The organism is Leisingera daeponensis DSM 23529 (assembly GCF_000473145.1).
Lineage (GTDB): Bacteria > Pseudomonadota > Alphaproteobacteria > Rhodobacterales > Rhodobacteraceae > Leisingera > Leisingera daeponensis.
Genome location: NZ_KI421500.1, coordinates 1673431 through 1685772, shown reverse-complemented (window position 1 = coordinate 1685772; position 12342 = coordinate 1673431). Strand labels below are relative to the sequence as shown.

Annotated in this window: 15 protein-coding genes; 8 read left to right on the top strand and 7 right to left on the bottom strand. The window is 67.1% G+C overall.

Annotated features, from left to right (window positions below):
* Positions 1-88: 88 nt before the first annotated feature.
* Positions 89-1297 carry a pyridoxal-phosphate-dependent aminotransferase family protein gene (locus DAEP_RS0108620; protein WP_027244377.1) on the top strand — a complete coding sequence of 403 codons (1209 nt, stop codon included), beginning with the start codon at positions 89-91 and terminating at the stop codon, positions 1295-1297.
* A 31-nt stretch (positions 1298-1328) separates the two neighbouring features.
* On the opposite strand, the gene DAEP_RS0108615 is transcribed toward DAEP_RS0108620, so the two are convergent.
* Positions 1329-1523, bottom strand: a complete 195-nt coding sequence (locus DAEP_RS0108615) for a hypothetical protein (protein WP_008557240.1) — start codon at positions 1521-1523, stop codon at positions 1329-1331.
* Positions 1524-1613: 90 nt separating this feature from the next.
* Positions 1614-2726, bottom strand: a complete 1113-nt coding sequence (locus DAEP_RS0108610) for a pyridoxal phosphate-dependent aminotransferase (RefSeq protein ID WP_027244376.1) — start codon at positions 2724-2726, stop codon at positions 1614-1616.
* A gap of 144 nt (positions 2727-2870) precedes the next feature.
* On the opposite strand from DAEP_RS0108610, the gene DAEP_RS0108605 reads away from it, so the two are divergent.
* The 3 genes from DAEP_RS0108605 to DAEP_RS0108595 all read left to right on the top strand — a co-directional run bounded on the left by DAEP_RS0108605 (position 2871) and on the right by DAEP_RS0108595 (position 4540).
* On the top strand, positions 2871-3656 hold the full coding sequence (locus DAEP_RS0108605) for a crotonase/enoyl-CoA hydratase family protein (RefSeq protein WP_027244375.1): 786 nt from the start codon (positions 2871-2873) through the stop codon (positions 3654-3656).
* Positions 3657-4070: 414 nt separating this feature from the next.
* Entirely contained in the window at positions 4071-4268 is a 198-nt protein-coding gene (locus DAEP_RS0108600; RefSeq protein WP_008555795.1) for a hypothetical protein, read from the top strand.
* Positions 4265-4540, top strand: coding sequence for a hypothetical protein (locus DAEP_RS0108595; RefSeq protein WP_027244374.1), 276 nt, complete (start codon positions 4265-4267; stop codon positions 4538-4540). The genes DAEP_RS0108600 and DAEP_RS0108595 overlap by 4 nt, the downstream gene beginning before the upstream one ends.
* 129 nt (positions 4541-4669) lie before the next feature.
* Here the strand turns inward: DAEP_RS0108595 and DAEP_RS0108590 are convergent, their stop codons facing one another.
* From DAEP_RS0108590 to DAEP_RS0108580, 3 genes are all read right to left on the bottom strand, one after another.
* Positions 4670-5572: a fructose bisphosphate aldolase gene (locus tag DAEP_RS0108590; protein ID WP_008554008.1), complete on the bottom strand. Its 903-nt coding sequence runs from the start codon at positions 5570-5572 to the stop codon at positions 4670-4672.
* Positions 5573-5654: 82 nt separating this feature from the next.
* A complete protein-coding gene (locus DAEP_RS0108585; RefSeq protein ID WP_027244373.1) occupies positions 5655-5987 on the bottom strand; it encodes a DnaJ family domain-containing protein in 333 nt (110 codons plus the stop codon).
* Positions 5988-6031: 44 nt separating this feature from the next.
* Positions 6032-7402, bottom strand: a complete 1371-nt coding sequence (locus DAEP_RS0108580) for an aminotransferase-like domain-containing protein (protein ID WP_027244372.1) — start codon at positions 7400-7402, stop codon at positions 6032-6034.
* 147 nt (positions 7403-7549) lie between these two features.
* On the opposite strand from DAEP_RS0108580, the gene DAEP_RS0108575 reads away from it, so the two are divergent.
* Complete coding sequence (locus DAEP_RS0108575; protein ID WP_008553423.1) at positions 7550-7930, top strand: DUF983 domain-containing protein; 381 nt, start codon at positions 7550-7552, stop codon at positions 7928-7930.
* Positions 7931-8092: 162 nt separating this feature from the next.
* Here the strand turns inward: DAEP_RS0108575 and DAEP_RS0108570 are convergent, their stop codons facing one another.
* Together DAEP_RS0108570 and secG are read right to left on the bottom strand one after the other, a co-directional pair.
* Positions 8093-9736 carry a CTP synthase gene (locus tag DAEP_RS0108570; protein WP_008556950.1) on the bottom strand — a complete coding sequence of 548 codons (1644 nt, stop codon included), beginning with the start codon at positions 9734-9736 and terminating at the stop codon, positions 8093-8095.
* Between the two features lie 172 nt (positions 9737-9908).
* On the bottom strand, positions 9909-10274 hold the full coding sequence (gene secG / locus DAEP_RS0108565) for a preprotein translocase subunit SecG (RefSeq protein ID WP_008554906.1): 366 nt from the start codon (positions 10272-10274) through the stop codon (positions 9909-9911).
* A 172-nt stretch (positions 10275-10446) separates the two neighbouring features.
* Here secG and nthA point away from each other — a divergent pair, with 172 nt between their 5' ends.
* From nthA to DAEP_RS0108550, 3 genes are read left to right on the top strand one after another with little or no spacing between them, the layout of a single operon-like run.
* Positions 10447-11073 (top strand): nitrile hydratase subunit alpha, encoded by a 627-nt coding sequence (gene nthA, locus DAEP_RS0108560; RefSeq protein ID WP_027244371.1) that lies wholly within the window; start codon positions 10447-10449, stop codon positions 11071-11073.
* Positions 11070-11747: a nitrile hydratase subunit beta gene (gene nthB / locus DAEP_RS0108555; protein ID WP_027244370.1), complete on the top strand. Its 678-nt coding sequence runs from the start codon at positions 11070-11072 to the stop codon at positions 11745-11747. Before nthA ends, nthB begins: the two co-directional genes overlap by 4 nt.
* Positions 11744-12076: a nitrile hydratase accessory protein gene (locus DAEP_RS0108550; protein ID WP_027244369.1), complete on the top strand. Its 333-nt coding sequence runs from the start codon at positions 11744-11746 to the stop codon at positions 12074-12076. Before nthB ends, DAEP_RS0108550 begins: the two co-directional genes overlap by 4 nt.
* Positions 12077-12342: the final 266 nt, after the last annotated feature.

Genomic DNA, 12342 nt, shown 5'->3' with positions numbered 1-12342 from the left:
TTGACCCGGCGCGCCGGGCGGCTAGTGTGGCAGGACAGATCAACCGCGGCGGGCAGGGGCGTCCTCCGCGCTGCAAGGAATACCAAAAATGAGCGGATCAGTGAACGCAGCCGCAGGCCGGTCCTACCTGGCCATCCCCGGACCTTCGGTCATTCCGGATCAGGTGCTGCAGGCGATGCACCGCCCGTCCCCCAACATCTACGCGGGCGAACTGGTGGAGATGACCGCCACCCTGATCCCCGGCCTGCGCCGGGTCGCGCGCACGCAGCATCAGGTTGCGATCTACATCTCTAACGGCCACGGCGCCTGGGAGGCGGCGCTGCAAAACACCCTGCAGCCGGGCGACAAGGTGCTGGTGCCCTCGTCGGGCCGCTTTGCCATCGGCTGGGCGGAAATGGCTGAGGGGCTGGGGATCGAGACTGAGATCCTGGATTCCGGCAACCACGCGCCCTGGGACATGGACCGGATCGCCGCGGCGCTGGCCGCCGACACCGGCCACCGCATCAAGGCGGTGCTGGGCGTGCATGTGGACACCTCCAGCTCGATCCGCAACGACGTTGCCGCCCTGCGCCGGGCGCTGGATGCGGCCGGCCACCCGGCGCTGCTGATGGCCGATTGCATCGCCTCGCTCGGCTGCGACCGGTTCGAGATGGACGCGTGGGGTGTGGATGTCATGGTCACCGCCTGCCAGAAGGGGCTGATGGTGCCTGCGGGCATGGGCTTTGTGTTCTTCAACACCCGCGCCGCGGAGGCGCGCCGGGCGCTGCCGCGGATCAGCCGCTACTGGGACTGGGAGCCGCGCGCCAACCCGGAAGAGTTCTATCAGTATTTCGGCGGCACCGCGCCCACCCATCACCTTTACGGCCTGCGCGCCGCGCTGGACATGATCCACGCCGAGGGGATGGAGGCGGTCTGGGCCCGCCACGCCCGTCTGGCCGGCGCCATCTGGGCCGCTTGCGAGGCCTGGGGCCGGGACGGCCCGCTGAAGATGAACGTGCCGGACCGCGCCCTGCGCTCCCATGCGGTCACCGCGCTGCGGATCGGATCGCCGCTCGGCACCGAGTTGCGGACGTGGCTGGAACAGAACCTGGGCCTGACCCTCGGCATCGGCCTGGGCATGGCGCCGCCCCGCAGCCCGGAATGGCACGGCTTCTTCCGGCTTGGCCACATGGGCCATGTCAACGGGCATATGATCATGGGCCTGCTGGGCGGCATCGAAACCGGCCTCAAGGCGCTGGACATCCCGCACGGGGGCGGCGCGCTGGAGGCCGCGGCAACCGCGCTGGCAGGCCGCTAGACTCCCGGCCGGGCGCAGGCAAAAGGCGGCGTCACGCCTTTTGCGACTTCAGCCGGATGTCCAGCCTGGTGATGAAATGGTTGATCAGCACCGCCAGCACCAGCACGGGAACCAGCCCGTACATCACCCAGATCACAAAGAAGATCCACATCAGGTTGATCCCGGCAAAAGTGATCGCGGCAGTGAAGAAATCCGGCATGCCTTCCGGCAGTTCGTGGTCACGCATGACTAATCTCCAGGGACTACATATAAATGGTAGGTCTGGAGTGGTGAATGTCCGGTAAAACCGCCGCGATCCGGGCGCCGCTGGCAGAATTCAGCCGGCGCGGCGCGCGGCCTCCAGCGCCCGCGGCAGCGCGGCGGCAAAAGCGTCCAGCTCCGCCTCCGGCCCGCAGCTCACGCGGATGCAGCGGTTCTGCGGCGCGGCAAAGGGCATCCGCACGAAAATCCCCTGATCGACCAGCGACTCCAGCACCGCCTTGGCAAAGGCGCCGTCCCCGCCGCAGTCGATCGCCACGAAATTGGTGGCGGAGGGCAGGGCGCTCAGGCCGTTCGCTGCCGCAATCTCCGCAATCCGGCCCCGCGCCGCCTCGATCTGCCCGGCAATATGCGCCAGCCACTCCTGATCCAGCAGCGCTGCCAGCGCGCCTGCCTGCGCCGCCCGGTTCATGCCGAAATGGTTGCGCACCTTGTTGAAGGCGGAAATCAGCTCCGGATGCCCCAGCGCATATCCCGCCCGCGCCCCCGCCATGCCGTAGGCCTTGGAAAACGTGCGCATCCGGATCACCCGCGCATCATCGGCGCTGATGGGGGCCGCGGTGCCCTCGGGCGCGCATTCGACATAGGCCTCGTCCAGCAACAGCAGGCAGCCCGCAGGCAGGCGGTCCAGCGCCGCGGCAATATCTGCGCCCTTGTGCCAGCTGCCCATCGGGTTGTCGGGATTGGCAAGATAGACGATCTTGGCGTCAACCTCCGCCGCCTTGGCAAACAGCGCGCCGTAATCCTCGCGGTCGTCCTTGTAGGGCACCGTGTGAATCACACCGCCATAGCCCGACACATGGTAATTGAATGTCGGATAGGCCCCCAGCGAGGTCACCACCGCATCGCCCTGGCCGATCAGCAGCCGCACCAGGTAGCCAAGCAAGCCGTCGATGCCTTCGCCAACCATGATGTTTTCCGGCTGCACCCCGTGATGCGCCGCCAGCGCCAGGCGCAGGTCATGGTTCTCGGCATCGCCGTATTTCCAGATCTCCGCGGCGGCCTGCGCCATCGCCGCAACCGCCCTGGGCGAAGGGCCGAAAATGTTTTCATTCGCCCCCAGCCGCGCGGTGAAGGGCACGCCGCGCGCGCGCTCTTGGGTTTCAGGCCCGACAAAGGGCACGGTGGCGGGCAGGGAGAGGGCGAGCGGGGTGTAACGGGGGCCAGTCATGGCGGCAGATAACCCCAAGCGGCGGCGCGCGGCAAGGCCTGCCGCGCAGCGCCGCGCCCCGCGTCTGCCTGCCCCGACGTTGCACTGGAAACAGCCTTGCTTCCGGGGCAGGCTGGCCGGGAAAATTTCAGCGGGGAGAAGACCATGGCCAGAGTAACCACCGGCTACAAGGACAACATCGCCTATGTCACGCTTGACCGCCCGGACAAGCACAACGCGCTGGACGAGGAGATGGTGAACGCGATCATCGCCGCCGGGCAGGAGGTGGCCGCCTCGGACGCCCGCGCGGTGGTGCTGTCGGGGGCCGGCAAAAGCTTCTGCGCCGGGCTCGACATGGCCAGCTTTGCCATGCTCGCGCAGCGCGACCTCGACAGCTTTGTGATGGACCGCACCCACCACGACGCCAACGCCTTTCAGGAGGTGGCGATGGTCTGGCGGCGGGTGCCGGTGCCGGTGATCGCCGCGGTGCATGGCGCCTGTTTCGGCGGCGGGCTGCAAATCGCCCTGGGCGCCGATATCCGCATCGCCCACCCCGAGGCAAAGCTGTCGGTGATGGAGATGAAATGGGGGCTGATCCCGGACATGGGCGGCATGGCGCTGCTGCCGCGGCTGGTGCGCTCCGACGTGCTGCGCCGCCTGACCTACACGGCGGAAAAGATCGAAGCGCAGCAGGCGCTGGATTGGGGCCTGGTGACCGAACTGGCCGGCAACCCGCTGTCGCGCGCCTCTGAACTGGCCGCCGCGATCGCCGCGCAAAGCCCCTCGGCGATCCGCGCCGCCAAGCGGCTGATTGCCCAGGCCGAAAGCGGCGCCTCCCAGGCCGAGGTGCTGCTGGCCGAAAGCGCCGAGCAGCTGGCGCTGATCGGCAAGCCCGACCAGATGGAGGCGGTCACCGCCCAGTTCCAAAAGCGCCCGCCGAACTTCCGCTGAGCGCAGGGCGGTCCGGCGCCGCGCCCGCCCCGCGCCGGCCGCATTCGCGGGCCTGGAACCCCCCGCCCCGCCGGGCGGGGCGGCAGCGCCCGGCAAGGGCTTTTTGCTGGATAAGCGGCCCCGGAAACTGCAACGGCGGGTTTTTGCCAAATTTTACGTAAATCCGCCGACGCAAGCGGAAAACCGCCGCCAGCAGGCGGGATAATGCCGCGTAAAACCAGCAGAAAGACCCGTTAACCTTTTGGCAACCTCTGGGCGCAAAACCTGACTTCAAGAGGGCGCAACAGGGGCAGATCCAGCACCTGGCAGACGGACAGCGGGGGACCCGGACGACTGCGCGCACCCTCTGGAACTGCAGTGGAACCGGCCAGGCTGAAACCGCCTTGGGCCGGGCTTCAGAAAGGAGTGAGGCTGATGCATCTGGTGCGTAAGAAGTGGTTTATTTTGTTTGAGAGCGGCGCCTTGCTGTCCCGGACCGGGGACAGGATCACATATTTCTATGACGAGGCCCTGAGCTTCGGCAACCGAGAGGAGGCGCAGCGCTATCTGGCCTCAAACGAAAACCGGGTCAGCTGCACTGGCCTGCGCCCATCGCTGACCGAAGCGGCGTGAGCGGGTGGCTTGCCGCCAGCCGGATAGCGGAGCGGCACACCGCGGCAGAGGCGCGGATGCCTAGCTCCGCCCGCTGGCTGCTCGCCTTCAGCGGGGTTCTGATCTCCGCCGCGGCGCTGGTCTTCTGGGTCTGGCTCGGCGGCGCCGGCCAGGCACCGCAGGCGCAGCCCGGCTGGTTCACCGTGGCGGCGCTGCGCTACTTCTGGCTGCCCTTCCTCAGCGGCGCCGGGCTGGTGCTGGCGGTCTGCTGCGCCGGGCGCTCCGGGGTCTGATCTGCCGCCTGACCCCGGGGCGCAGGCCGGCAAGGGCCGCGCCCGCCAGCCAGCCTGTATAAAACCTGCATAAAAAAAGGGCCGCAGCCTCAGCAGGCGCGGCCCTTGCCAGTTCCGGAACCAGCCGGATTACAGCGATGCGTCGTAGATCTTGGAGATATTGGCGCCAAGCGCGGCGTCATATTCCGCGTCGCTCATCGCCGCATTCAGGCCCTCGGTCAGGGCGCGGCTGAAGGAGGCGATCATCTTGGGGTTCTGCGCCAGGCGCGCGCAGGCGTCATCGGTGCTGTAGCCGCCCGACAGCGCCACGACCCGCACCACATTGGCGTGGTCCGCCAGCTCGTCATAGAGGCCGGCCTTGGACGGGATGGTCAGCTTCAGCGCCACCTTGGCATCGGACGGCAGCGCGTCCAGCTGTGCCTTGATCTCTGCCTTCAGCAGCTCTTCCGCTTCTGCCTTGGTGGCGGAATTGATGTCGACTTCCGGCTCGATGATCGGCACCAGGCCGGCCGCAACGATCTGCTGGCCCACTTCGAACTGCTGCGCGACAACCGCCTTGATGCCCTCGGCATTGGCGTCCTTGATGACAGAGCGCATCTTGGTGCCGAAGATGCCCTTGTCGCTGGCGCGCGCCAGCAGCGCGTCCAGTTCCGGCATCGGCTTCATCATCTGCACGCCGTTTTCCTCGTCCGCCAGGCCCTTGTCGACCTTCAGGAACGGCACCACGCCGCAGTTTTCCCACAGGAACGCGGCGGTCGGCTTGCCTTCGATCTCGCTGTCCATGGTCTTTTCAAACAGGATCGCGCCCAGGATGCGGTCCTTGGTGAAGCTCGGCGAGGTGATGATGCGGGTGCGCATCTTGTGGATCTCGGCGAACATCTCGTCGTCGTTCGAATAGGCGTCCTCGTTCACGCCATAAAGCTTCAGCGCCTTCGGGGTGGAGCCGCCCGACTGGTCCAGCGCGGCGATAAAGCCCTTGCCGTTGGCGATGCGGTCGAGTTGTTCCTGCTGTACGGAAGCGTCTTTGGCCATAATGCCTCACTCTCTTGCGGATGGTGTGATGTCTTGGCGCTGTCTATAGCGCGAATTGCGCCGGAAACAACGGGGTGTTGCGCTAACGGAAGAAGGATTTCCGCGCATCGCGCGCCATGTTGCGGCGCATTTCCAGATCCGAGATCCGCGCCATCGCCGCCCGGCGCGCCTGCGGGTCCGTCAAGGCGGCATAGTCCTTGCGCGCCGCGTCCAGGTCCGCCTGCAGCCGGAACTCCTCCGGCACCACCCCGGCCTCAGCCATGATCCGCAACCCCGCCGCCAAACCTGCATCCAGATGCGCCTCGCCGCTGCGGTCGGGCAGCGGTTTGCCTTCGCCTTTCAGGCCCTGCAGCTGCCCTTCGGCCTGGGCCTTGGCCAGCTGCCGTTCGATCAGGTTGCGGAAGGCGCGGATCATGCGGAACCTCCTTGCGGGTACGGCGCAAGCTTACCAGCCGCAGCTCATCCCAGCCAGTCCTTGCGGGTGACCGCATCGTTCAGCGCCATCAGGTCCGCGCGCAGCTGCTCCAGGCCGGCCGGCCCGCCCAGGCACACCCGCACCGCCTCCTGCGGCAGGCCCGTGACGGTGAAGGCATCGCTGGGCATGATGCCGATCTGGCGCCCCGCCATGCGGCCCATCACCTCGGCCCGGCTGGTGCCGCGGGGCAGGGTCAGCCACAGGTTGAAGGCCAGCGGATCGCTTTGCGTAAAGCAGTCCTTCAGCACTTCCCCGGCCAGCGCCTGCCGTTCGGCGGCGGCCTTGCGCAGCGATTTCTGGATCGCCGCCGCGGTGCCGTCCTCGATCCAGCGGCCCAGCAGCGCCAGGCTCAGCGGCGAGACCATCACATGCATCGCGCGCAGCGCCTGGCTGAACTGCCCCGGCGCGGTGCGCTCCGGCACCGTGGTGTAGGCCAGCCGCAGCCCGGCGCCAAAGCACTTGGAAATCCCCGCGATATGCCAGCCAAGGCCGGGAATCAGGCTGCTGACCGGCTGCGGCGCGCCATTGTCGACAAAGCAGTAGGCGTCATCCTCGATCAGCGGCAGGTCATGGGCTTGCAGCACCGCCGCGACCTCCTGCCGCCGTTTGGCGGGCATGGTCCGGGTGGTCGGATTCTGCAGTGTCGGATTGAGGTACAGCGCCGCGGGCCAGTGGTCCTGGATCGCCTTGGCCAGGGCCTCCGGCCGGATGCCGTCCTTGTCGCCCGCCAGCCCGACCAGCCGGAGGCCCAGCCGCGCCGCAATCGAGCGCAGCCCGGGGTAGGTCACATCCTCGCACAGCACGGTGGAGCCCGGTTCGCACAGGACCGTCAGAATCGCATAGATGCTGGCATGGGCGCCCGGCGTGATCACCAGGCGCTCCGGCGCGCAGGGCAGGCCGTTGGCCTGCATCCATTCCGCCGCGATGGCGCGGTCCTGCGGGCTGCCGGTCACCGACTGATAGCGCAGGAGCGGCAGGAGGCTGGCCGAGACATGCTCCAGGCCCTTTTGCATCCGCGCCAGCAGGGCCGGGTCGTCCGGCTCCGGCGGCATGTTCATCATCGGGTCTTCCTCCAGCGCCCGGCGCGGATCGGGGCGCGCGGCCAGGGCCTCGGCGGCGCGCACAAATGTGCCGCGGCCGACAAAGCTCTCGATATAGCCGCGCCGCACCGCTTCGGCGTATCCCCTTGAGACAGTGGAGAAATCCAGCCCTGTCTCCTGCGCCACCCGGCGCTGCGGCGGCAGCCGGTCGCCGGGTTCCAGCACGCCTGCCTCGATGTCGGCCCGGATCGCCTCGGCGATTTCCAGATAGCGGGGCTTGCCGCTGTCCAGCCGGGCAGGAGTCCATTGTTTCATCGCGCTGCCTCCGGGGGCGGTTTTGTGTCAGGATTGATTGGTTCAATGCATGACTGCGGCATTAAATGCAATATCAATGATTGCATATTGTTTGCATTCAATTGCGGAATCGCGGTATCAGGCGGCCAAACCCAAGGAGACGCCGCGATGACCGGGATTGATCTAGCCGAACAGGAGCCGCGGGAGCTGAAGCCCGCCTTGCTGAAAGGGCTGCAGCTGCGCTGCCCGAACTGCGGCGGCGGCAAGCTGCTGCACAGCTATCTCAAGGTGAACGACAGCTGCACCGAGTGCGGCCAGGAGCTGCACCACCAGCGCGCCGACGACGGCCCGGCCTATCTGACCATCCTGGTGGTCGGCCACATCCTCGGTTTTGCGCTGCACATCGTCTACACGCAACTGCGCCCGGACCCCTGGACGCTGGCGATCATCATGTCGGTGATCACCGTCGGGGCCTCGCTGATCATGCTGCCGCGGATGAAGGGGCTGGTGGTGGCCTATCAGTGGGCCAAGCGGATGCACGGTTTCTGAGCACGCCGGAAACGCATTCAATCAAAATGCAAAAGGCGGGCCAGGGGCCCGCCTTTTTCTGTTCTTTCCCAGCGCCGCCTTGGCGGCGCCGGGCCCAACGGGAGCCGCGCATGTGTCATGCGCAGGCGACGGGCGGGAGCACCCCGCCTGCCGCGCGATCCCTCAGACCAGCCGCGACGCCTCTTTCGCGGCGCGCACGAAACCGTCGAACAGCGGATGCGGCGCGAACGGCTTGGATTTCAGCTCCGGGTGGAACTGCACGCCGATGAACCAGGGGTGGTCTTTCCACTCCACGATTTCCGGCAGGCGGCCGTCCGGCGACATGCCGGAGAAGGTCAGGCCGCATTTTTCCAGCTGCTCGCGGTATTTGGTGTCGACCTCATACCGGTGGCGGTGGCGCTCCTCGATATGGGTGCTGCCATAGACCTCGGCCACCTTGGAGCCTTCGGCCAGGGTCGCGTCATAGGCGCCCAGGCGCATGGTGCCGCCCTTGTCATCGCCGACTTTGCGCTCGACGGTCATATTGCCCTGCACCCATTCCTTGAGGTGGTAGACAACGGGTTCGAAGCGCTTCTTGCCGGCCTCGTGGTCGAATTCTTCCGACCCCGCCTCGGCAATGCCCGCCACGTTGCGCGCGGCCTCGATCACCGCCATCTGCATGCCGAGGCAGATGCCGAGGTACGGCACCTTGTTCTCGCGCGCGTACTGGGCTGCCTTGATCTTGCCCTCGGTGCCGCGCTCGCCAAAGCCGCCGGGCACCAGGATCGCGTGGAAGCCCTGCAGGTGCGGGGCGGCGTCTTCCTTGTCAAACAGCTCCGCATCGACCCATTCGATCTTGACCTTGACGCGGTTCGCCATGCCGCCGTGGGTCAGCGCCTCGGCGATGGATTTGTAGGCGTCTTCCAGCTGGGTGTACTTGCCGACGATGGCCACCCGCACTTCGCCCTCGGGGTTGTAGATGCGGTCGGCCACATCTTCCCAGCGCTCCAGGTTCGGCTTGGGGGCAGGGGCGATGCCGAAGGCGTCCAGAACTGCCTGGTCCAGACCTTCGCGGTGGTAGGCCAGCGGTGCTTCGTAGATGGATTTCAGGTCCTGCGCGGCGATCACCGAATCCGGGCGCACGTTGCAGAACAGCGCCAGCTTCTCGCGCTCTTTCTTCGGGATCGGGCCTTCGGAGCGGCAGACCAGGATGTCCGGCGCGAGGCCGATGGAGCGCAGCTCCTTCACGGAGTGCTGGGTCGGCTTGGTCTTCAGCTCGCCCGAGGCCTTGATGTAGGGCAGCAGCGTCAGGTGCATGAAGATGCACTGGCCGCGCGGCTTGTCCTGGGCGAACTGGCGGATCGCCTCGAAGAAGGGCAGCCCCTCGATGTCGCCGACGGTGCCGCCGATCTCGCAGAGCATGAAGTCGACCTCATCCTCGCCGATGGAGATGAAGTCCTTGATTTCGTTGGTGACGTGCGGAATGACCTGGATGGTCTTGCCGAGGTAGTCGCCGCGGCGCTCCTTCTCCAGCACGTTGGTGTAGATCCGGCCCGACGAGATCGAGTCGGTCTTGCGGGCGGGCACGCCGGTGAAGCGCTCGTAGTGGCCAAGGTCGAGGTCGGTCTCGGCGCCGTCGTCGGTGACGAAGACCTCGCCGTGCTCAAACGGGCTCATGGTGCCCGGATCAACGTTCAGATAGGGGTCCAGTTTGCGCAGGCGGACAGAGTATCCGCGCGCCTGCAGAAGCGCCCCCAGTGCTGCCGAAGCCAGGCCTTTGCCCAGGGATGAAACAACACCGCCAGTGATAAAGATGAAACGCGCCATATGTGTTCGGCTGCCCCCGTGAGAAGTCAGATTTCAGCTGCCCGGCGGTGATCGGAATCATTCCAAAAACCGCAGCATCACGGGACTTCATATATAAAGGATTCGCACGAAATGCGCAAGGGAACCGCAAGATGCTGTTGCGGTTCCTATAACCCTCTCAAGGTGTAGTAGGTTAGTCGGCGCTGGGAACCAGCGGTGCGTTGTCGCCTTCGCTGGGCGGCAGCAGATCGCTGCCCAGCGGCGCGGGAACCGCCGGTGCGCCGCCGTCTTCGGACTGCGGAACCGCCAGCCGGTCGGTGACCGAGGAGCCTGCGGATTTCTGTGCCGCCATGATGGTCAGGGTGATCGAGGTGCAGATGAAGGCAATCGCCAGCAGCCAGGTCACCTTGCCAAGCGCCGTGGCCGCCGCGCGGCCCGAGATGGCGCCGCCGCCGCCGCCGCCCATGCCCAGACCGCCGCCTTCGGAGCGCTGCAGCAGCACCACGGCAATGAGGCCGAGAGCCAGAAGAAGATGGATGATGAGAACAACGTTTTCCATGGGTCCCTGCGGCGGTTGGCTGAGTATCGGGCGGTAAATAGGCAAGATTGCCCGGGGGGGCAAGGGCGGAGTTTGCCTGACACCGGGCAGCGGCTGTGACGTGCAGTCAGAGGCCGCTGTCCCGGTGATTTGCGGCTGGACGCAGGCCCTTGGGGCAGGGCAGAGTTTTTTCATGCCTCATGATCATCACGACCACCCGCACGCCCTTTTGCCGCCGGACCCTGCCTTGAGGGTCAAGGCGCTGGAGACGATTCTGACAGAAAAGGGCCTGATCGACCCCGCCGCGCTGGAGGAGATCATCGACACCTACCAGAACAAGATCGGCCCGCAGAACGGCGCCCGGGTGGTGGCCCGCGCCTGGAGCGATCCGGCGTTCAAGGCGGCGCTGCTGGCGGATGCCGATCCGGTGCTGGCGGAGCTGGGATATTACGGCCGGCAGGGCGAGCATATGGTGGTGGTGGAGAACACCGCCCAGCGGCACAATATGGTCGTGTGCACCCTGTGCAGCTGCTACCCGTGGCCTTTGCTGGGCATTCCGCCGGGCTGGTACAAATCCGACGCCTACCGCGCCCGTGCAGTGCGGGAGCCGCGCAAGGTGCTGGCGGAGTTTGGTGTGGCCTTGCCCGATGAGACCGCGGTGCGGGTCTGGGATTCCACCGCCGAGGTCCGTTACCTGGTGCTGCCGATGCGGCCTGAGGGTTCCGGAGGCCTGGGCGAGGAGGAACTGGCGGCGCTGGTCACCCGCGACAGCATGATCGGCACCGGTCTGGCGAAGGCACCGGGGGAGGCGGCGGCATGACCCGGGTGCATGACATGGGCGGGCGATTCGGCGACGGGCCGGTGCTGCCCGAGGCCGAGGACGCGCCGGTCTTCGCCGAGGACTGGCACGCGCGTGCCCTGGCGGTGACGCTGGCCTGCGGCGCGCTGGGGCAGTGGAACATCGACACTTCGCGCCATGCGCGCGAGAAGCTGCCGCCCAAGGATTACGCCCGCTTTTCCTATTACGAGAAATGGATCGCGGCGCTGGCGGATCTGCTGGTGGAGAAGGGCGTGCTGACGCGTGCGGACCTGCAGGGCAAGGGGGCCGCGGGCCTGCATAAGCTGGCGGAGCGGGCCCTGAAGGCGGAGACCGTCGCCGGGGTGCTGGCCAAGGGCGGACCGGCGGACCGCGCGGGCGGGCCGGCGCCGCGGTTCTCGCCCGGGCAGGCGGTGCGGGCGCGTATCCCCGGCGGCAATGCGCTGGTGGATGGCGGCCATACCCGGCTGCCGCAGTACGCCACCGGGGCGCGGGGGTATATCCTGCGGCTGCATGGCACGCATGTCTTCCCCGACAGCAGCGCGCATGGATTGGGCGAGGCGCCGGAGCCGCTCTATGCGGTGCGCTTCTTTGCCCGCGCGCTGTGGGCGCATCCCGAGCATCCCGATGACGAGGTGGTGCTGGATCTGTGGCAAAGCTACCTGGAGCCGCTATGAGCATGTGTCCCGAGGTTGCCGCGCCGGAGCCTGTCTTTGCCGAACCCTGGCACGCGCAGGTATTCGCGCTGACCGTGCATCTGAATGAGGCCGGGCGGTTCGGCTGGGGCGAGTGGGTGGAGCGGTTTTCGGCCACCTTGAAGCGCCATGGCCTGAGCCGCGAGCTGGATGGCGGCGAGGATTACTTCCGCGCCTGGCTGGAAACGCTGGAGATGTTTCTGGCGGAGGACGGCGCCGCGAGCCGTGCCGAAGCCGAGGTGATGCGCAGCCGCTGGGAAGAGGCGTATCTGAGCACGCCGCATGGCGCGCCGGTGCGTCTGCGCGGCTGAGCGCGCGCAGGTTTGGCCGCCGGGGCCTGGGCAGCCTGGGCGGTTTTGTCTTGTTTCGTCCTGTGTCTTTGGTCCGTTCCGCTGTGCCTGTGACCCATTTAAGGGGGCGGCGCCGCCGGGTGGAGGTGGACAGACCCCACGGGGGGCCTGCTCGGACAAGCTCGCTTGGACGACCCCCTTTTTATCAGGGCCGGTCTCCGGGTGTTGCGCAGGCAGCTCCACAGATGCCTGGGCCTCGTATCATGGCCCCGCGCGCGGGAACCATG

Bases quoted from the DNA above. Each gene is read 5' to 3' on its own strand.
- DAEP_RS0108620 (WP_027244377.1), top strand. From the start codon at position 89: ATGAGCGGATCAGTGAACGCAGCCGCAGGCCGGTCCTACCTGGCCATC.
- DAEP_RS0108615 (WP_008557240.1), bottom strand. From the start codon at position 1,523: ATGCGTGACCACGAACTGCCGGAAGGCATGCCGGATTTCTTCACTGCC.
- DAEP_RS0108610 (WP_027244376.1), bottom strand. From the start codon at position 2,726: ATGACTGGCCCCCGTTACACCCCGCTCGCCCTCTCCCTGCCCGCCACC.
- DAEP_RS0108605 (WP_027244375.1), top strand. From the start codon at position 2,871: ATGGCCAGAGTAACCACCGGCTACAAGGACAACATCGCCTATGTCACG.
- DAEP_RS0108600 (WP_008555795.1), top strand. From the start codon at position 4,071: ATGCATCTGGTGCGTAAGAAGTGGTTTATTTTGTTTGAGAGCGGCGCC.
- DAEP_RS0108590 (WP_008554008.1), bottom strand. From the start codon at position 5,572: ATGGCCAAAGACGCTTCCGTACAGCAGGAACAACTCGACCGCATCGCC.
- DAEP_RS0108585 (WP_027244373.1), bottom strand. From the start codon at position 5,987: ATGATCCGCGCCTTCCGCAACCTGATCGAACGGCAGCTGGCCAAGGCC.
- DAEP_RS0108580 (WP_027244372.1), bottom strand. From the start codon at position 7,402: ATGAAACAATGGACTCCTGCCCGGCTGGACAGCGGCAAGCCCCGCTAT.
- DAEP_RS0108575 (WP_008553423.1), top strand. From the start codon at position 7,550: ATGACCGGGATTGATCTAGCCGAACAGGAGCCGCGGGAGCTGAAGCCC.
- DAEP_RS0108570 (WP_008556950.1), bottom strand. From the start codon at position 9,736: ATGGCGCGTTTCATCTTTATCACTGGCGGTGTTGTTTCATCCCTGGGC.
- secG (WP_008554906.1), bottom strand. From the start codon at position 10,274: ATGGAAAACGTTGTTCTCATCATCCATCTTCTTCTGGCTCTCGGCCTC.
- nthA (WP_027244371.1), top strand. From the start codon at position 10,447: ATGCCTCATGATCATCACGACCACCCGCACGCCCTTTTGCCGCCGGAC.
- nthB (WP_027244370.1), top strand. From the start codon at position 11,070: ATGACCCGGGTGCATGACATGGGCGGGCGATTCGGCGACGGGCCGGTG.
- DAEP_RS0108550 (WP_027244369.1), top strand. From the start codon at position 11,744: ATGAGCATGTGTCCCGAGGTTGCCGCGCCGGAGCCTGTCTTTGCCGAA.